The sequence below is a fragment of the Bacillus sp. B2-WWTP-C-10-Post-4 genome, assembly GCF_009183805.1.
GTDB classification, from domain to species: domain Bacteria; phylum Bacillota; class Bacilli; order Bacillales; family Bacillaceae_G; genus Bacillus_A; species Bacillus_A cereus.
The window spans coordinates 55265-75847 of record NZ_WEII01000009.1 but is presented as its reverse complement, the minus strand read 5'-3'; the positions used below and the strand labels follow the sequence as shown (position 1 = coordinate 75847).

The following is a 20583-nucleotide window of genomic DNA, read 5'->3' as shown; positions in this document are numbered from 1 at the left end:
AGATTTCGGTGTCATACAAATACATTTTTTGTTTTACATTCAAGGATTTCATAAGAGAAGAATTACAAAAATGAATGACATGGAGAAGTCATAGGGGGAGAGGAGATTTAGCATGAGTATTAAAGTAATAAGAGCAACAGGGGCAATGGGAGGAGCAGCAAGAGTTGCTGTAAAGGTAGATAACGAAGTAGTAATGAAACTTGAGAATAACGAAGAATATACGCTTCCTTTTGAATTAGATGAAGCGAATATTAAAGTAAAACAATTCTTTTTTGGAAGTAAAGAAAAGAAAGTAAAGGATGGCGATGTAGTAGAAATTAAGATAAATAGTATTGCTATGCTATTACTGATGGTGTCAATGATGGCTGTTTTATTTGGTTCGTCAATTGGTATAAATATTGTTGTTTTTGGTATGATAGGAGCTTTAGTTACATTAGTATACGGATTGAATAACTGGTTTCGTTTAGAGGTTAAATAATTATTGTATATATATTTATTTCAGTTGATTTACTATACATGGGATGAAAATATTTTTAAGTGGGAAATGGGGAGAATCAGTATGAAGAAAATGGTTGTAATATCTAGTTTGGCGCTAATAGTAGGCTTAACAACTGGTTGTAGCAGTGAAAAAACAAGTGGACCTAAAACAGTATCTGTAAAAAAAGAAAAAGAGTTAGTAGCGAAAGATATTTTTAAAAAAGCAGCTGACGGATTAAAACAAGAGGAATATCTTACATTGACATCTCTTATGTCAATGTAGGGGAGCGGCCAATCAGAAGAAATTAAAATGAAAATACAAATGGAGCCGAAACTGAAGAATTCTAGAGCTGAAATGAAAATAAGTGGTACAGATATTGTAACGTATGAAGTAGATGGAAAGGTCGCTGCTCAAGTGAAAAACCCTGATACAGGAGAGTTAGTTACGATACCTAATGATCAATTTAATGTAAATGATGTAATGGTCAGTAAAAATTTACTTAATGAGTTAGATTTACCGGAAGCTTTGGCTAAGAAAATGAAAGCAAAGAAAGATGGAGACACATATAAACTTACACTTGATTTAAAGGGAAAAGAAGCGGTAGATACATTACAAAAAATTAATGGAGATATGAAAAAATTAACGGAAGGATTTAATATGGATGCGTTTAATATTGAATATATAATAACAAAAGATTATAAATTTGAAGAGATGCGAACAACTATAAAAGTGAGTGAAAGTAACTCAGATAAAAAAGCTAGTACAGATAAGGAAAAATTGGATGCAGTTGTGAGTATAAAGATTGATTCATATGAAAAGTTTGATTCAATTAAGTTACCAGAAGGGATTCAATAATTTCAATCGTAAAAGGATAAAAAGGAGCGGAAATCTGCTCCTTTTTTATTTTTCCTACTATTTTTAGAAGATTTATATGAATATAGTTGAACGGCACTTCATTTTTTTCTGGAATAAATGTGAAACGTTGTATAAAATAATCAAGAAAGGCAAAAATTATAGGGGGAAAGTTGTGAAGAAAAATAAGAGTTTAATAAGTTTTTTAGGAGTGTTTATTGTGTTGTTTTCTTTTTGTTTTCAAGGAAATGTACAGGCGGATGTAAATACTGTTCAATCTGGAAAAATCAAATCAGGAAACGTAACAGTATGGGAAGTTGGAAATGTAGCGAAAGTATTAGCGGATGTGGAGCGCTTAAATTTAAATACAGTAAATGTACCGATTCAAGTAGATATCCCAAATGTGACTTCTACTAACATGGTAATTAATCAAGCGCAAAAGCAACAAGCTATTATTTTAATTCAAGAATTATTAAAGCGTAATATTCAAGTTATAGTGGAACCGTTCCCATATATTCAGCAGGGGAATGTTGGAGAGACAGAATGGAACCCAAGTAACATTAATGATTTCTTCTGGAATTGGAAGACGGTTATTCTGCAAGATATTTTTAATTCCATTACAAGTAAATACAATGTGTATGGACTAAAGATTGCTTCTAATTTCGTGAATATGGAGTATGCAGAAGGATACTGGAGCGATACAATTGATTTTGTTCGTAATCAGTATAAAGGAAATGTTTTGTATCAAATGAACTGGTGGTTAACAGCAAGCTGGGATCCTTCTTATGAAGCGAAGTTTATAGAGAAAATAAACCGTCCGTATTTAAAGAAGGTAGATATTGTTAGTATCGATAGTTGGTTTGAAGTTTCTGGAAAAAGAAATCCGTCATATGAAGAAGTGAAGCAAAGTTTATTTGCGACGACAGTATATAACCGTGGACAAAATGTTGTTCAGCAATTGGAACAATTACATAATGCAACAGGAAAGCCCGTTTATTTTGGTGGATTTAACGTTCCAGCGCGTGAACTTGGACTGCAAAATCCGTGGAATCCAGATGTTTCTAATGTGTTTTCGAAAGATGTACAATTAAATGGATGGCGTGCTTACCGCGATGTATTAGAACCGAAACCATATTTTAAAGGTTTTTCAATTTGGTTTATTGGCTCTAATGATAGTACACATCCGTATCAAATACATAGTAAAGAAGCGGAGGCAGTTATTAACGGCTGGTACCGAAAATAATTTTTACAAAATAGGTAAGTTTTGAAGTTTACTACATATATTTCTAGTGAAAGGCCTTTCACCATCTTATCACCTAGGGGGCAATCATAATGAAATTTTTGTCTTACCTTACAGTAATTTTGGTGATTCTCGGCGGTTTGAATTGGTTGTTTGTAGCGTTAGATTACAATGTAGTTGAGAAATGGTTTGGTTCTATGCCGGCGCTTGTGGACACTATTTATTGGCTCATTGGTCTTTCTGCTATTTATCAAATTTTTGATCGGTTCTTCACGGATAATTAGCAATTATACTTTATTACTAGAGTGTTAAGTACGATTATGTACTTAACACTTTTTTGTATGTTTATAAAAATAGTTTGCACATGCAAGCGATTCCATTGCGTCTTGCGCCGTAATAATAGAAAACAAATTGACCACGTATTATATTTTGGGGTATAATTCAGAAAGTTTAAAAATTAATAAAAATGAGAAATAGGGAGGTTATGAGGGTAATGGAGAGAGTCTATAATTTTTCAGCAGGACCATCAATACTCCCTTTGCCAGTTTTAGAGAAAGTGCAAAAGGAGCTTGTAAATTATAACAGGACAGGCATGTCTATTATGGAAATGAGTCATCGATCTTCTTATTTTCAAAGTATTATAGAGGAAGCGAGTAACTTACTTCGTGAATTAATGAGCATCCCTGATGAGTATGAAGTTTTATTTTTACAAGGCGGTGCGTCATTACAATTTTCTATGATACCACTGAACTTAATGAATACGTATAAAAAAGCTGGATACGTACTAACTGGCTCATGGTCTAAAAAGGCACTGCAAGAAGCCGAAAAAGTTGGGGAAGTACAAGTGATTGCTTCTTCCGAGCAAGAGAAGTTTACTACGATTCCTAAACTGGACGGTTTACTAAGCGATGAAAAACTAGATTATGTACATATTACAACGAATAATACAATTGAGGGGACAAAATATGTGGATATTCCACATATAGAAAGAGTGCCGCTCGTTGCGGATATGTCTTCAAATATTTTGTCAGAACAATATGATGTTTCGAAGTTTGGTCTTATATACGCGGGAGCACAAAAAAATTTAGGACCAGCGGGCTTAACGATTGCTATTATAAAAAGAGATTTAATTGGGGGAGCAGATCGCTCTTGTCCGACAATGTTAAATTATGAAACTTACAGTAAAAATAACTCCTTATATAATACACCGCCATCCTTTAGTATTTACGTAACAAAACTTGTACTAGAGTGGTTGAAAGAGCAAGGCGGAGTATCTGCGATTGAAGAACAAAATAGAATGAAATCTTCACTTATTTATCATTTTTTAGATGAATCTAAATTGTTTACTTCACCAGTTGATCCTGCTTATCGATCACTTATGAACATTCCATTTACAACACCGTCAGAAGAACTTAACAATGAGTTTTTACAAAAAGCGAAGGAACACGGCCTTGTTACGTTAAAAGGACATCGCTCAGTTGGCGGTATGCGTGCCAGTATTTACAATGCGATGCCAGCACACGGCGTAAAACGATTAGTAGATTATATGAAGGAATTTGAGCTTGAGAATAGATAGGGAGATGGGGATATGTTTCGTGTTCAAACGTTAAATCAAATTGCAGAAAAAGGCTTGCAAGTTTTTACTGAAGAACGTTATGAAGTAGGAGATAGAATCAATCATCCAGATGGAATTTTGCTTCGTAGCTACTCTTTACATCAAGAAGAGTTTTCAAAAGACTTAAAGGCGATTGCAAGAGCTGGCGCTGGTGTAAATAATATTCCTGTCGAGAGATGTACAGAAAAAGGAATTGTAGTATTTAACACGCCGGGGGCAAATGCAAACGCTGTAAAGGAACTCATTATTGCCAGTCTTATTATGTCTTCACGCAACATTATTAATGGTGTAAGTTGGACGAAAAACTTAGAGGGTGAAGAAGTACCACAGCTTGTTGAATCAGGAAAAAAACAATTTGTTGGATCAGAAATTGCAGGGAAACGTCTAGGTGTTATCGGACTTGGCGCAATCGGTGCTTTAGTTGCGAACGATGCGTTAGCGTTAGGCATGGATGTTATCGGATATGATCCTTATATTTCAGTTGAAACAGCTTGGCGTCTTTCTACACATGTGCAAAGAGCATTTAGCCTTGATGAAATTTTTGCAACGTGTGATTATATTACACTGCATATTCCTCTTACGAATCAAACGAAGGGGATCATTGGGGAACACGCTGTAGAGAAGATGAAAAGAGGGATGCGTCTATTTAATTTCTCTAGAGGAGAACTTGTAGATGAAAAGGTTCTTCAAACAGCATTAGAAGAAGATATTATTACACATTACGTAACGGATTTCCCGAATGAAAATGTAATAAAGATGAAAAATGTAACAGCGACGCCTCACCTTGGCGCATCAACGTCTGAATCGGAAGAAAATTGTGCAGTAATGGCGGCGCGTCAATTACGTGAATATTTAGAGACAGGAAATATTCGTAATTCAGTAAACTATCCAAACGTAGAATTGCCGTATATCGGAAAGAAACGAATTACAATTATGCATCAAAACGTCCCGAATATGGTAGGGCAAATTACAGGATGCTTAGCGGAACATCATATTAATATTGCCGATATGATTAATCGTAGTAAACATTCTTGGGCATACACAATGATTGATATCGATAACGGAATTGATGATATAATAAAAGAGAATATTGTGGAAAATATAAGCAAAATTACAGGTGTTGTAGCCGTTCGAATGATTGTGTAAAGGAGAGAGGAATGTGGCAAAAATCCGACCGTTTCGGGCCATTCGTCCAGTAGAGGAAAAAGCAGCACAAGTTGCAGCTTTACCGTATGACGTATTAAATAGTGAAGAGGCAAGGGAAGTTGTAAAAGGGAATCCATATTCTTTCTTGCATGTTGATAAAGCAGAAATTGATTTAGACCCTGAACTGTCACCGTATGATGATCGCGTGTATGAAAAAGCGGGCGACAATTTAAAGCAATTTATACGAGAAGAAGTGTTCATACAAGATGAAGAGCCAGCGCTATATATTTATGAACTGACGATGCAAGGAAGAACGCAGTCAGGCCTTGTCGTTTGTACATCTATTGATGAGTATGAAGATGATACAATTAAAAAACATGAAAGAACACGTCATGAAAAAGAGTTAGATCGTATTCGCCACGTAGATGTGTGTGACGCAAATACAGGTCCGATCTTTTTAACGTACCGTACAAAAGATGAAGTAAAGCATTTAATTAGAAGCTGGAAAGAAGAGCATGCGCCAATTTATACATTTACAGCAGAAGACGGTGTTAAGCATGTTGCGTGGAAGATTGCAGATGAAGATGTAATTACGACTTTAGTAAACGCATTTGAAGATATTCCTAATCTTTATATTGCAGATGGGCATCACCGTTCTGCATCAGCTGCAAAAGTAGGACTTATGCGAAGAGAACAATATTCAAATTACACAGGAGAAGAAGAGTTTAATTTCTTCCTATCTGTTTTATTCCCTCATGATGAGTTATCTATTTGGGACTATAACCGAGTTGTGAAAGATTTAAATGGCTTATCAGAGGAACAGTTTTTAAATCAAATTACGCAGTACTTTTATGTAGAAGGAGCACCTGTTTCTCCGTATAAACCAAATGAGCCAAAAACATTTGGTATGTATGTAAATGAGAAGTGGTATAAGCTTACTGTGAAAGAAGAAACATTTGATGCGAATGATCTTGTTAGAGGTTTAGATGTATCTATCCTGCAAGATCATTTATTAAGCCAAGTACTTGAAATACATGATCCGCGTTCTGATTCACGCATTGATTTTGTTGGCGGAATACGGGGGCTAGAAGAACTAGAACGCCTTGTGAACAGCGGCGAATACAAAGCAGCATTCGCATTATATCCGACATCTATGGAAGATTTATTAGCAATCGCAGATGCCGGAGAAGTCATGCCGCCGAAATCAACGTGGTTTGAACCGAAACTGCGTAGTGGGTTGTTTGTTCATTCTTTAAAGTAAATATTGACTTCTATAGTTTTGAAAAACCGAAATGATTTGAGTTTCGGTTTTTCTTATTTTGGCTCAGTTAACGTTTAATGTTGATTTTCATGTTAAGATTGAAATATGTAACAGCAGGTCGCTACAAAAAAATGGAGGAAATACGATGAAAATGCATCTTCAAAAAAGTTTTTATGTTGAATTGAAAAATGCAATTCGTTGTCATTATAACGAACTTTTAACTAGGTGCGGTGTTGACACAATATATGGGTACTCCATATTAACAGACGATTGTGTCAATAGCATTGGACCAGTGGCTAATGAAGAAAGACTAATCAAAGTTAATAAATCGGATCCTTTATACAATTATTATAGATACGGATCTGTTGAGTGGAGCGAATGGGACGATTTTGGAATGTTTGATGAAGTGAAAAAATTATTAAGAAATATCATAATATCGTCGAAGATGACTTTAACATACGAGTAAATACACTGTTGAAAGAAACGTTAAATGTGTTAATGGAACTTGAATCAGAAGGATTGTTTGGAGATAGAGATGATAATCGATTTATTGTCATTTGTGTAACTGATTCTTCGAACGAAATCATGATTGAATCAGCTCGATTGCTTAATACATTAAAGACATACGAAGAATATGCTTCAGAATTTGCATAAGAATAAATATAAGTAAAACTGCTCTCTATAAGAGGCGATTTTCATTTGATCGAAAGTCACCAATTAATAGTAACTATTCGTTGTGACGTAACAATTGAACAATTAGAACCTGATGAAAAAAACGTACAAAGATAATTGCGATGTTTACATGTGTGAATCAAGTTGGAAAAGAAGTTATGAAGGGAAGTTTTTCGGGGATTATTCTTTAATAGGAGAAGTAATGAATAAGTGGGTTCTCCATGCCTCTCAGGCTTAGCGTTTTAATTCCCCCATAACGTATATTCTGTTCTTTTCTTAACTATTAGAAAATAGTTGAATCAGCTCGTCAACAAAAAGGACATTCCTAGTATTACAAGAAATGTCCTTTCCACTAAATTATAAGGTATTTTGCTAACGTTCAAATTCTAAAATTAGTTTACTAGTTTGACCTGTAAACTGATAATTATAGGACCCTCTCAGATTTTCTAAGTTACCGGTAGCCTTAATAATTGTTCCTGGGGAATCTAAATTTCCTTTATCAAATATTCCTTGCTCTATAGCTGTGAATGTCCCTTGTTGCCCCTTATAAATTCCTTCAAAGTGTAAAAATCCAGAAATTTTAGCCGTAGCCAAGTGACCATCATTTATATTTGAGTCTAGATAATATAATAAGTATTCAACAAAAGCTTTTCCTTTTAATTCTCCATCAATATCATATTCAACATGGGCAATATTAATAGGGAAATCTTTTCTAGTATCATCAATTAGTTTTTCATCCCATTTACTTACTGTAAATGTTATGTCCATACACGTAAATCCCCCTTTATCATTAGAGAAGTAATCTTCATATCATTTGAAAAGTACCAATTCACAGTCATATCTTATAGGAGTGTTTTTTATTTATTTGAGTCCTGTCATATCGTTATCTGCTCCTCCCCAAGAAGGACTTACTGTCGCCACGGTATCTCCTGGCTGTAATCTCTTTGGTTTTTTTAACATGTTAACTCCGCTCCTACATAATGTAATGGACTACGATTATACAAACTGTATCATTGAAAAACATGATGTATGACATTAGTTTCTTCATCATCAATCCGTTTACCTGCTGGGATTCAAGAATTCAGTCTTAGTGTTGAATATAGGAATAACCGATTTATATTTGAAAATTACAGTATGCAACATTGCATGAGGAAAACGGTTGTTATTTTCACTACCTGTAACTATAATGATTGCAGGTTGGTCGATACCAATCAAAAAAATAAAATCATCATGAATGGAGATGTTTCATAATGGGTATGAAAAAATTAATTTTAGCAGGTGCTTTAGGGATCGCAGCATTATCAGGAACAAATTTACCAGGACTAGAAGTAACAAAAGCGAGTGCAGCTTCTATTGAATCGAATTTCTCGACGTTAGAAGGACGAGTAGTAGAAGTAGATAACGGTGTAATTGTTGTAAAATCTAAGCAATATGAGGAACCGGTTAGTGTGTATATTGATTCACTTTCAAATGTGAAAGTAGGAGATGAAGTAAAAGCTACTGGATCTATGATGCGTAATTTTACAGAATATATGGTTGCAACTGCAGTTGAAAATACAACAAACAATTTAGGTATGCACATGAAAGAAGATGGCTCACCTAATTATGTAATTGGAGAAGTATCAAAAGCAAGAACGATGGAAGATGAGGGAGACGGTGCTACTAAATATGTTGTAGTTGAGTATCCATCGCTAAATGGGAAGAAAGCTATTATTGATGTTTTCTTAACAAAGGGACAAGTATTTAATGTGGGTGAGAAAGTGAAAATTGATATGAAGTATGTAGGCTGGGGTGGTATTTCTATTAACTGGAACACAGTTGACCATATTGAAAAAGTTCATGAAGCAAAGACGAACGCTGAAAATAATGATGGTGTATGGATTTGGTCTTAATTAAAATCCTGTAAATAACAAATGTATCATGTAGTATCCAGCAAATGGTGATGTGTATGACCATTTGCTGGATACTTTTTTGCTTTGTATTTTTTGAGAATAAGGGATATCCGACTAGAATATGATGTTTAAATCGGAGCGAGTTAAAAAATACAATAATGAAAGAGGTGTTTATATATGGAGCGAGATGAGAATTATTTACGAGCTAAAAAAAGAGTGGAGAATTTAAAAGCGTTTTACATTCATTTAACGGTCTATATATTAGTTAACTTAATGCTTTTTTTCATAAATATAAGCTCTGATTCAAGTAAATTATGGTTTTTATATCCACTTGGAGGTTGGGGGATTGGTATCGTTATACACGGTTTAACAACTTTTCCATTTGGGATATTCGGAAAAGAATGGGAAGAACGAAAAATTAAAGAGTATATGGAGAAAGATAAGTGAAAAAATCAGAGATTTATGAATATAAATCTCTGTGAGCACACGTTTGATGCGAAGCCTATTCTATAGCTTCGCCTATTTGTTTTGTACTCGAAGTTAATGCGAGTACGTGTTCCTATTCATTTTTAGCATGAATTGCATGTGAAATCAAAACTTTAGTTGTAGTACATAATAAATACAGTTATTTTACTTTCTTAATTACAAGTGGATATAGGATAAAGTTGATTTATCATCCTATATTAAAATAAAAAACAAACCACTGTTCGATTTGAATATTCCACGATATAATGGTGAGAGTTTATGACAGAATAAATATTTACATAAGAAGTGAGGTACTGTATGAAAAAAAGAACGACAGACATTATTTTTATTATTATTGGTGCATTTCTTTTTGCTTTAGGTGTCAATTTATTTGTTATCCCGAACGAGTTTGGTGAGGGTGGGGTAACAGGTATCACGATTATTACGTACTATTTATTTGAATGGTCACCAGGTTTAGTTAACTTAATTTTAAATGCGATTTTGTTAATAGTCGGTTATAAATTTTTAAATAAAATCACAACAATTTATACGATTATCGCTGTAGTGACTAACTCGCTATTTCTTCATTTAACAGAAGGCTGGACGATTGCTTCGGATGAAATGCTTGTAAATGCCATTTTCGGAGGAATATTTATCGGGTGTGGTATTGGTCTTATCATTCGCGTTGGCGGAACAACTGCAGGTACTACGATCTTAGCAAGGATGACACATAAATATTTAGGCTGGAGCATTAGCTACGGTCTACTGTTCTTCGATTTAATCGTTGCATTTTCATCTTATTTCATCATTGGTGCAGAAAAACTGATGATAACAATTATTATGCTATATGTAGCAACGAAAGTGATGGAATTTGTAATTGAAGGGTTAAATCCGAAGAAGGCTATTACGATTATTTCTGATAATCCAGATGAAATTGCCGGAAAGGTGACAACCTTAATGGGGAGAGGGGTTACTGTATATTCAGGGCATGGCTATTACACGAAAACGCCGAAGGAAATTCTTTATGTTGTTATTAATAAGCAAGAAGTAGTGAAGCTAAAGCGGATTGTTCAAACTACGGATCCGGCGGCGTTCATCGCTATACACGATGTTCGTGATGTGTTCGGAGAAGGATTTGTTGATATTTCGAAGGCTTAGAAATTGTTTTTGATTAAAATAATCTTAATACTAAAACGTAAGAATCTATTTTGAATAATCTTTTTTCAAAATAGATTCTTTTTCTTTTTCTTGCAAAAAATCCAATTGTTTCTTAATGTAGTGATGTAGAAGGATGAACGAGAGAGGGTTTAATGAAGATGATACATATTTTATTAGCTGATGATGATAAGCATATTAGAGAGTTGTTGCATTACCATTTACAAAAAGAGGGGTTTAAAGTTTTTGAAGCAGAAGATGGAAAGGTAGCGCAAGACGTTTTAGAGAAGGAAAATATTCATCTTGCGATCGTAGACATTATGATGCCGTTCGTTGATGGCTATACGTTATGTGAAGAAATCCGGAAGTATCATGATATACCAGTTATTTTATTAACGGCGAAAGATCAGTTAGTTGATAAAGAAAAAGGATTCATTTCTGGTACGGACGATTATATCGTAAAACCATTTGAACCAGCTGAAGTGATTTTCCGTATGAAAGCTTTATTACGACGTTATCAAATGCTAAGTGCAGATATTATTACGTTGCACGGAACGACAATTGATCGAAAAGGTGTAGAAGTAAAGTGTAACGGTCAAACAATTTTGCTTCCTTTAAAGGAATTTGAGTTATTATCACAACTTGCTAGTTATCCTGGAAGAACATTTTCAAGAGAAGAGCTAATTGAATTAGTATGGGGAATGGATTTTGAAGGAGATGAACGAACAGTTGATGTTCATGTGAAAAGGCTGCGAGATCGTTTCTCAAAACGAACGGAGGATTTTCAAATTACGACAGTGCGCGGCCTCGGGTATAAGTTGGAGTTGAAATAAGATGAAATCACTATATTCTAGATTTGTATTTATGACAGTCGGCATTATGCTACTTAGTAGTATTATCGGCTTTTTATTAACGAACGTATATTATCAAGTGAAGTTAAAACCATATAACAGTGAAAAGATTTTAAAGTATGCGGAAGAAGTTAAATCGTTATATGAAAAGCAAAGTGAAGAAAATCAAGAGGCGTACTTACATTCTATTGCAAAGTTAGGGTATGAAATTTATATTGTCGATGATCAAAAGAATGGAAAGCGTATCGGTAATGCGTTTCGTAAGACGTCTATTAGCGATGCTACTGTTCATAAAGTATTGCAAGGAGAAACGTTTAATGGTGTTTCTACATATCCAACGCGTCTCTTTATTACAGGGTTTTTCGATAATGAATTAATTAATAGCGTCGGTGTCCCAGTACAACACGGTGATAAACAGTACGCTTTATTCATTCGCCCTGACGTTCAACAACAATTCGGCGAGATGAGAATTTTTCTAGCGGTATTACTAGGGTTTATCGTACTATTAAGTATTATTTTTATAGCGATTGCAGCAGGTTACATCGTTCGCCCAATCCGTAAATTTACGAAGGCTACGCAAAAAATTGCGAGTGGGGAATATGAAATTGAATTAGATGTAAAACGAAAAGATGAAATAGGAACGTTATCTACAAGCTTCCAAAAGATGACGAAAAGTATAAAAGAACTAGATGAAATGAGACAAGAATTCGTTTCGAACGTTTCACATGAATTTCAGTCGCCGCTTTCTTCCATACAAGGTTTTTCAAAGACGTTGCAAACAGAAAAGATGAGTGAGGAAGAAAGAAATCATTACTTACAAATTATTGAGGGTGAAAGTAAGCGAATGTCTAGTTTATGTAAACAGTTACTTACGCTCGCTTCATTAGATAAAGAGGAAAAGGTTCTACAAATAAGAGAATTCAATCTGCAGAAGCAAATTAAAGACGTCATTTTTATGCTTGAGTGGAAATGGCGGGAAAAAGATATCGCCGTTGAATTTGATGTGCCAGATATCACTATAAAAGGTGATGAAAACTTACTTCATCAAGTATGGAGTAACATTTTTACGAATAGCATTAAGTTTTCAAACGATGGTGGAACGATTGAGTTTTTCGTCGAAGAGTTAGAGTCTAGTGTCATTATTTCTATATCAGACAACGGAATCGGTATGGAAAAAGAAGAAATGGATCGTATTTTTGACCGTTTTTACAAAGTAGATACAGCAAGGACGAGAAACGTAGAAGGTAGCGGTTTAGGGTTGTCGATTGTGCAGAAGATTGTTGAACTGCATCATGGAAACGTTTCGGTGTATAGTACGAAGGGGGAAGGAACGACCGTTCGGGTGGAGCTTCCGAAATAGATGGAAAGAAAGAGGCTGTTTCGGAACGGCCTCTTTTTTTGTCGTTTTATGTCGGTAAGTCGATATAATCGGAAAATCGCTGATATAATTTGAGTTGCGCCGATATATTTTGAAAATCGCCGATATAATTTTATTTGCGCTGATATATTTGAAAAATCGCTGATATAAATTTCACGTACTGCATTTCTGTTACAAAGCAGTATCTTTCACCCGTTCTTCCTTAAACTGAAGCTCAAAAGTATCCGCTGTAATTTCATCTGCTTTCGGCAAAGCCCGTAATTTCGGATGAAGTAGCCATACGAGGGAAATGAATAAAATCCCAATACTAGCAAGCGCGAAAATGAGTTGGCTACTAAATACATTTGCAGTGTATCCGCCAATTAAAGAACCAAATGGCATCGCAATTGTGCCCATGCTTCGTGTGACTGAATTGATACGCCCAAGATATTGGTTTGGAATTACAATTTGACCAATAGTCGCAAATAATATGTTGGTCGCACCAATTGGTATCCAAGCTAAGCCGAATAAAAAAATGGATAACCATTGAAACGGTACAACTGTAGAGAGAAACCAAAAGAAAGCGCCAGTCGCAAAGCTAATAATGGAGACACGGCCAACATTATGTTTACCAACCCATGAACTGAATAGTGCTCCAATTAAACAACCGGCGGATATAGCGGCTAAAAAGAAACCATATAATTTTACACCGCCTAAAGAATCAGCGAAAGAAGGGAGTATTGCCATCGTCATACCGATTGAAAAATTAGCGACAACGGAACCGATTAAGAAGACACCCATCAATGAACGAAAGACGATTGAAAAGCCTTCTTTTAAATCAGAGAAATATTGCTTTGTTGAAAGTGTTGTGTCTGCTTCAGTTTGTTTTGGCATTTTTAATGAAAAGAACAAAAGGGCAGTAATCGCGAATGTAAAGGAGTCGATCACATATAAAGTAATTGCGCCAAATAGTGCTACTAATATTCCAGAAAGAGTCGTACAAATTAAATCAATGCCTTGATATGCAAATGAAAAGAGTGAGTTTCCTTTTAATAATTGTGTTTTATGCAGTAGAAGTGGTAAAGCTTTCGATTGTGCGGGATAGGCGAATTGTTCGATAAAAGCTACGATGGGCATGATGATGAGTAGTAGGTGGACTGTTAGTAGGTCGAAGTAGTGTGTAATTGGAATGATTAAAATAAGAATGCATTGCAAAACTTGTGTGATGACGAGGGTGTTTTTTATTGACCATCTATCGACGAATGGACCAGTAAGAAATTGTAATGCAGAAGGTAATAACGTAAGGAAACCAGCCAATCCAGAATAAAAAGGATTACCACTTAATTTGTATACGAGCCACATTGCTGCTACATAATACAAGCTATCTCCTATGTTTGTAAAAATTCTCCCTAAAAATAATAAGAGGAAATTCCGGTTTTTTAATATGTCCACTTTATCTACTCCTTTATAATAATTTTATTCGGTAAAATAAAATTGACCGTCTCGGTAAAAAAATCGTATTACGATTTTTCTTCTTTTTTAATAAATTGCTGCATTGTTCTCTCAGCGATTTGAAGTGCAGTAGTAGAAATATAATAAGGTTTGCTATTCGGATCTTTATCTGCACCTTTTGTGATTTCGTTTAATTCAGCCATTAATTCATAAAACTTTTTCACCCACACTTGAAATTGTTCTGGCGTAGCATCAAATTCCCAGCAGGATGAAACGTAATTCCACTTAGCTGGATCTTCACTTGCATTTTGTAATGTAAAAGCTTCTTCTGGTGCAGCGAGAATTTGGCTTTTCGTTCTTTCTATCATTTGTAAAAAGATTTGGCGACCTGATTCGCTTAATATTTCTAAATGAGGTAATAGATCTGCGGCAGGGGTGAAGCCTTTAGCGACAGATTGATAAAACTTTTGAACAATCCCATTCTTTTCTTCTGTATAAACGATCTCTATAAGCTCATTCTTTTCTAATTCTTTTAAATGATAATGAATTTTCGCCCTTGAAATGCCGAATTTCTCAGATAGTAATTGTCCAGTATAAGGACGTTCGCATAGACGTATCATCATTTCGGCACGTAATGGATCGCTTAATGCTTTTAGTTGGCTATAAGTAGTTAGTGTTAATACGGGCTTCAACATGATCAACTCCTTGAATTAAATTACTCGGTCAATATTATTTGACTGAATTGTATCAAGGATTCTATTTATTTTCAATACTTTCTGAAAATTAAATCTTACTCTCTGTAATCTTCTGTTCATATTCCGTTCATATTTCTTTTTTATGATTAGTGCATAGAAAGAAAGAGGAAGGAGCGAGCGAAATGTTTTTAGCTCTGCGTGAATTGAAACAATCAAAATTAAGATACGGATTAATCGGACTGATTATGGTGTTATTATCATTTTTAGTTCTTGTTATTTCAGGATTAGCAAATGGACTATCATATGATAATGCTTCATCGATTCAAAATATGGAGGCGAATAAGTTCGTTTTAGCAGATGATGCGGAAAATAAATTACTTCGTTCACAAATTAAGAAAGACGATGTAGATAACGTAGTAAATCAAGTAGGCGAGAAAGAAGCCGTTCCGTTTCGTGTGAAAGTTTCAACATATGAAAAGAAAGATAGTTCGAAAAAGGTTGATATCGCTATTTTCTCAAGTGAACGGGATTCATTTTTAGAACCGAACATTGTAAAAGGGGAGAAATTAGGTACAGCAAATAACGAAATGGTTGCTGATGAATCAATTAAAGAAAAAGGAATCGATATTGGGGATACAATTATCGATCCTGTTTCAAAGAAAGAATTTACAATCGTCGGATTTACGAAAGATCAAATGTTTAGCCATACACCAGTCGTTTATGTAAATGAAGACGTATGGGGTGCTATTTCACAACCAAACCAAAAAGATTATAGTGCAATTGCACTTAACACAGATAAAGAGATTAAAAATGCACACGTAATTGACAAAAAAGAAGTGCTACAAAGTATTCCAGGATTTAAAGAAGAACAAGGAACATTAACGATGATCATTGCGTTCTTACTTGTTATCGCTGCATTACTAATCGGTGTATTCTTCTACGTTATTACACTGCAAAAAACACAGCAATTAGGTGTATTAAAAGCAATCGGTACAAAGAACTCGTATTTAGCAAATAGCTTAGTCGTGCAGGCGTTATTCTTATCAGTCGTTGCGATGGTAATCAGTATCGTTCTTGTACAAGGGTTAGAACAAATTTTACCAGCAGGTATGCCGTTCTTATTAACAACACCGATGATTGCGCAATATGCAGCAATCTTTATCGTAATTAGTATTTTAGGAACACTTATTTCGTTATACCAAGTATTAAAAGTTGATGCATTAGAAGCAATTGGAGGCGGGATGTAATGACTTCATTATTAAAATTAGACAAAGTAAGTAAAGTGTACGGAGAAGGGAATACGGAAGTAACAGCCCTTCATCCGATATCGCTTGATGTGAAAGCCGGAGAATTTATCGGAATCGTCGGTCCTTCTGGATCAGGGAAAAGTACGTTATTATCAATCGCGGGTGCATTATTATCACCATCAAAAGGGGATATTTACATTCGTGAGCAAAATATTACACAGTTATCAGAAAAGGAAATGACAGACATTCGTTTGAAAAAAATCGGCTTCATTTTCCAGTTTGCAAACCTTGTTCCATATTTAAATGTGAAAGAACAGTTACTTTACATTGCAAAGCTAAAAAAAGAAAGTAAACAAGAATCCGAAAAGCGTGCAGATCATTTATTAGCGGCATTTGGATTAGGAGAAAGAAAGAATCATTATCCAAATCAACTATCTGGCGGGGAAAAACAAAGGGTAGCAATCGCTCGTGCGTTCATGAACAACCCAGATTTAATATTAGCGGATGAGCCAACGGCAAGCTTAGACTCAAAACGCGCACGTGAAGTTGTTGAAATGATGAAACGTGAAGTGAAAGAGAGCCAAAAAGCAGCAATTATGATTACACATGATGAAAGAATGCTTGATGTATGTGATCGTATATTGACGCTTCGAGATGGACAGTTAATATAAAAAAAGGAAAACCGTACATGTATGTGCGGTTTTCCTTTTTTTATGGACTTATTTAGAGAATAACGTTTTAATTTTATTACGAGTAAGTAATAAAACACCGCCTAATACAGATAGCATTCCTAGAGCCATATTGTTTGATTGCTCGCTACCAGCGTTAGGAAGTTCTTTAGCGTTATTGTTTTTAGTACCATTATCTGCTTGCGTTTGTTTAGACTGTGATACTTCATTAATCTTGTTATCAACATTTTGCTTCGTTGTATGTAACTCAGCTAATTTGTCGTCAATTTTTTTCTCAGTATGCTTAAAGTCGTTGATTTTAATATCTAAGTCTTGTTTTTTCTTTGATAAATCATCTGAAACAGTTTGTTTCGATTGTTTAATTTCGTTAATTTTATTAATTAAATCTTGTCTAGCTTCTTGTAAAACAGCTAGTTTATTTTTTACATCTTGTTTAGCTAATTCTAAGTTAGCGGAAAGACTGTCTAAATTGCCTTTAATTTTCTTAAGTTCCTCTAACGTGTTACCAGTATTCGGCTTGTTTTCTTTTAGTTCAGCGAGTTTGTCCTCAGCAGTTTGTTTCGCTTTCTTTAACTCAGCTAATTTTTCATCTACTTGTTTTTTAACTTCCTTAAGTTCATTAACCTTTTGATCAATGTTCTCTTTATGTTGCTTCATTTCATTCACTTTTTCATCGACAGTTTGTTTATGTTCTTTAATCTCATCCACTTTGTTATCGATATTTTGCTTATGTTCTTTTACTTCAGCAACTTTATCTTCTACTTGTTTTTTATGCTCTTTAATTTCAGCGATTTTATCTTCGGCGATTTGTTTGTCTTGCTGCAGTTTTGCATCTAGTTCTTGTTTATGCTGTTTAACTTCGTTAATTTTTTCATCAGCAACTTGTTTACGTTCATGTAGTTCATTCACCTTCGTATCAACATTTTCCTTAACCTTGTTAAGTTCATTTAATGTTTGATCCACGTTTTCTTTGTGTTGCTGCAATTTTGCATCTAACTCTTGTTTATGTTGCTTAATTTCAGCTAATCGATCTCCCGTACTTTGCTGAGGAGTAGCATCATTTACTTCCGCATGAGCAGAGTTCGCGCCAGCAATCATTGCTAAAGCTAGTGTAGACGCAGCAATTGTTTTTTTTGTTTTCATATTTTTGTACCTCTTTTCTTTCATATGCATGAACTGTTTTGTGTAAAAATGAGCATATAGAAGTAGATTCTTCCATCATTATATACCATCTGCGCCGTCTAGAGGAAGTATTTGCATAATAATCTATGATTATGTAATTTTTATAATCTCTTATTTTGGAGTAGGGGATAAATCTTTAGCTAGATGAACAATTTCTTCAATAGTAAAGCTTATATCTTTATTATTGCGAATAACAAACAAATAATCAGCCTCATTTTCTATAGGATCTACCACATCATCGTGAAGTGATTCAGTTTGTTGTCGATCAAATACTTCTTTGAAACTAGAATATCCACCTCTAAAAATATTCGTACTTCGCGTGCTTCGAGCCACTCTTTCGTAAAGTACATCATCTGGAATGTCAAAATGAACGAGTATGCGTACATATTCATTCTGTGGAAATAATTCGTTTAGTAAATATATCCTTCCATTTTTACTGCGATTGGAGTTACTAATAATAAGGTGTAAATTTGAATGTTCTTTCGCATAATCAACAATGAATTTTGAAAGACCGTGCTTAAATGTATTAGGGCCTTTAGCCGGCTGTAATTTTTCATAATGCGTGTTAATAAATTCAGCTTGATTATCTTGATCCATAACGAAAGAGTGGGGTAACTCTTTTTCTAATGCTCTTGCAAATGTAGTTTTTCCACTGTGTGTTTTTCCAACTGTAATGATGACTAATCTTTTCATGACGCCCTCCATTTGTATTGTTATGAACTGGAATATTCGGTGTAGATCGAAATCTTCCTGCTAGAGATTACACAAATTATTGGAGCGTTAGTAGGCTGAAAACTTGACAAAAAAACTTATTTATGCTATAATTTACCAATACGAAAATAAGGTGTATAATAGGGTTCTCCTGGCCAGGGGAACCCTATTTTTGTTGTGAAAATGAAGGAGAGTGTATGTGCGTGAAACAAGGTGAAGCAAGTGTAACGTCGTTAGTATCAGCATTCGGAAGGGCGTATCATAGTGAATTTGATAGTCCTAAAATCTTTAATGATTATGTAGCTAAAGATTTCATTTCACAAAAAGAACGTAACAATATTGAAACGAACATGGTTCAAGGGATTCACTTTTTCAATACAGACATTGCAGAGCAGTTTCAAGACAATCCAAAAAAAATATTAAAATGGATTACACAAGTTCAGTTATCACCAACACCTTTAGCACGTGCCGCATATTGTGAAAGAGTATTACTACATGAAATTACATTAGGAGCGAAACAATACGTCATACTCGGTGCAGGCTTAGATACGTTCAGTTTTAGAAACCGAGAGTTAGAGAATAAAATAGAAATATTTGAAGTGGATCATCCTTCTACGCAGGCGTTTAAGAAGGAAAGAATAAAAGAAGTAGAACTTGAAGTTCCAAATAACCTTCATTTTGTTTCGATGGATTTCACGAAAGGATTTTTCTATGAGCAGTTACGGAATGAAGGATTCGAAAATAAAAAGACGTTCTTTAGTCTATTAGGTGTAACGTACTATTTAACGAAAGAGGAACTTTCTAGTTTAATAGAATGTTTATTTGAGGTGGTTCCGGCAGGAAGTTCTATCGTTTTCGATTATCCCGATGAAAACTTGTTTACGGAAAAGGGACTGTCCAATCGAGTTGAAAATATGGTAAAAATGGCTGCGGTAGGCGGAGAACCGATGAAATCATATTTTTCTTATGCCGAAATGGAAGCACTGTTAGAGAAGGCGGGCTTACTCATTTATGAACATTTATCGCCAGAAGACATAAATAAATTATATTTTGAAGGACGAAACGATTATTTGAAAGCTTTTGAGACAGTGCATTATGTGCATGCGGTGAAAAGGTAGGAAATTAGTAGGCATGGGGAGGAATCTCTGTGTCTTTTTTTATAAAAAAGGAAATGAGCTGTAGTGGTGGAAAATATAATTATAAATATATATAAATTAATGTTTTGTAGAAACTAAAGGAAAGGGGAAATAGAAGATGTTGAAATTACGAGGAAAATACAATGAAGCGAAAGTATATACTACGAATGTAGAAGAAATGGCAGCAGGTCAAATTATTGATCTTTGTAACCAAGAATTCGTAAAGGATAGCAAGATTCGTATTATGCCAGATACACATGCGGGTGCAGGTTGCACGATTGGGACAACAATGACAATTCAAGATAAGATTGTTCCTAATTTAGTCGGGGTTAACTAATCGGCTCAGACTTTAAACTACTCACTCAATTGACTGGGAACCCTAACGATAAAAGGCGAGGGCAATCAGCAGCCAGTGGTTATGGTGACATAATCGAATGGTTCAGAGACTTGTACCATGTTAGCAGACTAAGGTACAGAATTATTCCTC

The 20583-nt window shown here is 34.8% G+C and carries 20 protein-coding genes and 2 pseudogenes; 17 read left to right on the top strand and 5 right to left on the bottom strand.

Going from position 1 to position 20583, the window contains the following annotated elements; translation table 11 throughout:
• The first annotated feature begins 112 nt into the window (after window positions 1-112).
• The 8 genes and pseudogenes from GBN78_RS07190 to GBN78_RS07155 all read left to right on the top strand — a co-directional run bounded on the left by GBN78_RS07190 (window position 113) and on the right by GBN78_RS07155 (window position 7246).
• Window positions 113-478: a hypothetical protein gene (locus GBN78_RS07190; protein WP_030026431.1), complete on the top strand. Its 366-nt coding sequence runs from the start codon at window positions 113-115 to the stop codon at window positions 476-478.
• An 81-nt stretch (window positions 479-559) separates the two neighbouring features.
• Window positions 560-1333 (top strand): annotated as a pseudogene (locus GBN78_RS07185) (hypothetical protein).
• A gap of 172 nt (window positions 1334-1505) precedes the next feature.
• A complete protein-coding gene (locus tag GBN78_RS07180; protein WP_030026429.1) occupies window positions 1506-2573 on the top strand; it encodes a glycoside hydrolase family 113 in 1068 nt (355 codons plus the stop codon).
• 89 nt (window positions 2574-2662) lie between these two features.
• On the top strand, window positions 2663-2854 hold the full coding sequence (locus tag GBN78_RS07175; protein WP_000670803.1) for a DUF378 domain-containing protein: 192 nt from the start codon (window positions 2663-2665) through the stop codon (window positions 2852-2854).
• A gap of 209 nt (window positions 2855-3063) precedes the next feature.
• Window positions 3064-4146, top strand: coding sequence for a 3-phosphoserine/phosphohydroxythreonine transaminase (gene serC / locus GBN78_RS07170; protein ID WP_088046426.1), 1083 nt, complete (start codon window positions 3064-3066; stop codon window positions 4144-4146).
• 12 nt (window positions 4147-4158) lie between these two features.
• Window positions 4159-5331: a 3-phosphoglycerate dehydrogenase family protein gene (locus GBN78_RS07165; RefSeq protein ID WP_000490230.1), complete on the top strand. Its 1173-nt coding sequence runs from the start codon at window positions 4159-4161 to the stop codon at window positions 5329-5331.
• A gap of 13 nt (window positions 5332-5344) precedes the next feature.
• Window positions 5345-6592 carry a DUF1015 domain-containing protein gene (locus GBN78_RS07160; protein ID WP_152127130.1) on the top strand — a complete coding sequence of 416 codons (1248 nt, stop codon included), beginning with the start codon at window positions 5345-5347 and terminating at the stop codon, window positions 6590-6592.
• Between the two features lie 145 nt (window positions 6593-6737).
• Window positions 6738-7246 (top strand): annotated as a pseudogene (locus tag GBN78_RS07155) (DUF4303 domain-containing protein).
• 390 nt (window positions 7247-7636) lie between these two features.
• Here GBN78_RS07155 and GBN78_RS07150 read toward each other — a convergent pair.
• Complete coding sequence (locus GBN78_RS07150; protein ID WP_152127128.1) at window positions 7637-8032, bottom strand: DUF3224 domain-containing protein; 396 nt, start codon at window positions 8030-8032, stop codon at window positions 7637-7639.
• A 482-nt stretch (window positions 8033-8514) separates the two neighbouring features.
• Between GBN78_RS07150 and GBN78_RS07145 the strand changes: the two genes are divergently transcribed.
• The 5 genes from GBN78_RS07145 (at window position 8515) to GBN78_RS07125 (ending at window position 12987) form a co-directional block, all read left to right on the top strand.
• Window positions 8515-9156 (top strand): ATP F0F1 synthase subunit alpha, encoded by a 642-nt coding sequence (locus GBN78_RS07145; RefSeq protein WP_088046425.1) that lies wholly within the window; start codon window positions 8515-8517, stop codon window positions 9154-9156.
• A 177-nt stretch (window positions 9157-9333) separates the two neighbouring features.
• Window positions 9334-9603 carry a 2TM domain-containing protein gene (locus tag GBN78_RS07140; protein ID WP_000438994.1) on the top strand — a complete coding sequence of 90 codons (270 nt, stop codon included), beginning with the start codon at window positions 9334-9336 and terminating at the stop codon, window positions 9601-9603.
• Window positions 9604-9939: 336 nt separating this feature from the next.
• Window positions 9940-10779: a YitT family protein gene (locus GBN78_RS07135; RefSeq protein ID WP_000747492.1), complete on the top strand. Its 840-nt coding sequence runs from the start codon at window positions 9940-9942 to the stop codon at window positions 10777-10779.
• Window positions 10780-10931: 152 nt separating this feature from the next.
• A complete protein-coding gene (locus GBN78_RS07130; protein ID WP_009326701.1) occupies window positions 10932-11609 on the top strand; it encodes a response regulator transcription factor in 678 nt (225 codons plus the stop codon).
• A 1-nt stretch (window position 11610) separates the two neighbouring features.
• Entirely contained in the window at window positions 11611-12987 is a 1377-nt protein-coding gene (locus tag GBN78_RS07125) for a sensor histidine kinase (protein WP_000839491.1), read from the top strand.
• 189 nt (window positions 12988-13176) lie between these two features.
• Here the strand turns inward: GBN78_RS07125 and GBN78_RS07120 are convergent, their stop codons facing one another.
• Window positions 13177-14436 (bottom strand): MFS transporter, encoded by a 1260-nt coding sequence (locus GBN78_RS07120; RefSeq protein WP_088046424.1) that lies wholly within the window; start codon window positions 14434-14436, stop codon window positions 13177-13179.
• A 68-nt stretch (window positions 14437-14504) separates the two neighbouring features.
• Entirely contained in the window at window positions 14505-15128 is a 624-nt protein-coding gene (locus tag GBN78_RS07115; protein ID WP_025966679.1) for an ArsR/SmtB family transcription factor, read from the bottom strand.
• A 185-nt stretch (window positions 15129-15313) separates the two neighbouring features.
• On the opposite strand from GBN78_RS07115, the gene GBN78_RS07110 reads away from it, so the two are divergent.
• Both GBN78_RS07110 and GBN78_RS07105 read left to right on the top strand, forming a co-directional pair.
• Window positions 15314-16378 (top strand): ABC transporter permease, encoded by a 1065-nt coding sequence (locus tag GBN78_RS07110; protein ID WP_000477754.1) that lies wholly within the window; start codon window positions 15314-15316, stop codon window positions 16376-16378.
• Window positions 16378-17049 carry an ABC transporter ATP-binding protein gene (locus tag GBN78_RS07105; protein ID WP_000202597.1) on the top strand — a complete coding sequence of 224 codons (672 nt, stop codon included), beginning with the start codon at window positions 16378-16380 and terminating at the stop codon, window positions 17047-17049. The genes GBN78_RS07110 and GBN78_RS07105 overlap by 1 nt, the downstream gene beginning before the upstream one ends.
• A gap of 48 nt (window positions 17050-17097) precedes the next feature.
• Here the strand turns inward: GBN78_RS07105 and GBN78_RS07100 are convergent, their stop codons facing one another.
• Window positions 17098-18210 carry an LPXTG cell wall anchor domain-containing protein gene (locus tag GBN78_RS07100; RefSeq protein ID WP_000850437.1) on the bottom strand — a complete coding sequence of 371 codons (1113 nt, stop codon included), beginning with the start codon at window positions 18208-18210 and terminating at the stop codon, window positions 17098-17100.
• 150 nt (window positions 18211-18360) lie between these two features.
• Complete coding sequence (locus GBN78_RS07095) at window positions 18361-18942, bottom strand: ATP-binding protein (protein ID WP_088046423.1); 582 nt, start codon at window positions 18940-18942, stop codon at window positions 18361-18363.
• Between the two features lie 215 nt (window positions 18943-19157).
• Between GBN78_RS07095 and GBN78_RS07090 the strand changes: the two genes are divergently transcribed.
• Complete coding sequence (locus tag GBN78_RS07090) at window positions 19158-20078, top strand: class I SAM-dependent methyltransferase (protein WP_088046422.1); 921 nt, start codon at window positions 19158-19160, stop codon at window positions 20076-20078.
• 136 nt (window positions 20079-20214) lie between these two features.
• On the top strand, window positions 20215-20433 hold the full coding sequence (locus GBN78_RS07085) for an RtcB family protein (protein WP_002005384.1): 219 nt from the start codon (window positions 20215-20217) through the stop codon (window positions 20431-20433).
• Window positions 20434-20583: the final 150 nt, after the last annotated feature.

Coding starts and splice junctions, on each gene's coding strand:
- serC (WP_088046426.1), top strand. CDS start 3,064: ATGGAGAGAGTCTATAATTTTTCAGCAGGACCATCAATACTCCCTTTG.
- GBN78_RS07105 (WP_000202597.1), top strand. CDS start 16,378: ATGACTTCATTATTAAAATTAGACAAAGTAAGTAAAGTGTACGGAGAA.
- GBN78_RS07165 (WP_000490230.1), top strand. CDS start 4,159: ATGTTTCGTGTTCAAACGTTAAATCAAATTGCAGAAAAAGGCTTGCAA.
- GBN78_RS07190 (WP_030026431.1), top strand. CDS start 113: ATGAGTATTAAAGTAATAAGAGCAACAGGGGCAATGGGAGGAGCAGCA.
- GBN78_RS07175 (WP_000670803.1), top strand. CDS start 2,663: ATGAAATTTTTGTCTTACCTTACAGTAATTTTGGTGATTCTCGGCGGT.
- GBN78_RS07150 (WP_152127128.1), bottom strand. CDS start 8,032: ATGGACATAACATTTACAGTAAGTAAATGGGATGAAAAACTAATTGAT.
- GBN78_RS07085 (WP_002005384.1), top strand. CDS start 20,215: ATGTTGAAATTACGAGGAAAATACAATGAAGCGAAAGTATATACTACG.
- GBN78_RS07110 (WP_000477754.1), top strand. CDS start 15,314: ATGTTTTTAGCTCTGCGTGAATTGAAACAATCAAAATTAAGATACGGA.
- GBN78_RS07135 (WP_000747492.1), top strand. CDS start 9,940: ATGAAAAAAAGAACGACAGACATTATTTTTATTATTATTGGTGCATTT.
- GBN78_RS07125 (WP_000839491.1), top strand. CDS start 11,611: ATGAAATCACTATATTCTAGATTTGTATTTATGACAGTCGGCATTATG.
- GBN78_RS07090 (WP_088046422.1), top strand. CDS start 19,158: ATGTGCGTGAAACAAGGTGAAGCAAGTGTAACGTCGTTAGTATCAGCA.
- GBN78_RS07095 (WP_088046423.1), bottom strand. CDS start 18,942: ATGAAAAGATTAGTCATCATTACAGTTGGAAAAACACACAGTGGAAAA.
- GBN78_RS07100 (WP_000850437.1), bottom strand. CDS start 18,210: ATGAAAACAAAAAAAACAATTGCTGCGTCTACACTAGCTTTAGCAATG.
- GBN78_RS07140 (WP_000438994.1), top strand. CDS start 9,334: ATGGAGCGAGATGAGAATTATTTACGAGCTAAAAAAAGAGTGGAGAAT.
- GBN78_RS07145 (WP_088046425.1), top strand. CDS start 8,515: ATGGGTATGAAAAAATTAATTTTAGCAGGTGCTTTAGGGATCGCAGCA.
- GBN78_RS07130 (WP_009326701.1), top strand. CDS start 10,932: ATGAAGATGATACATATTTTATTAGCTGATGATGATAAGCATATTAGA.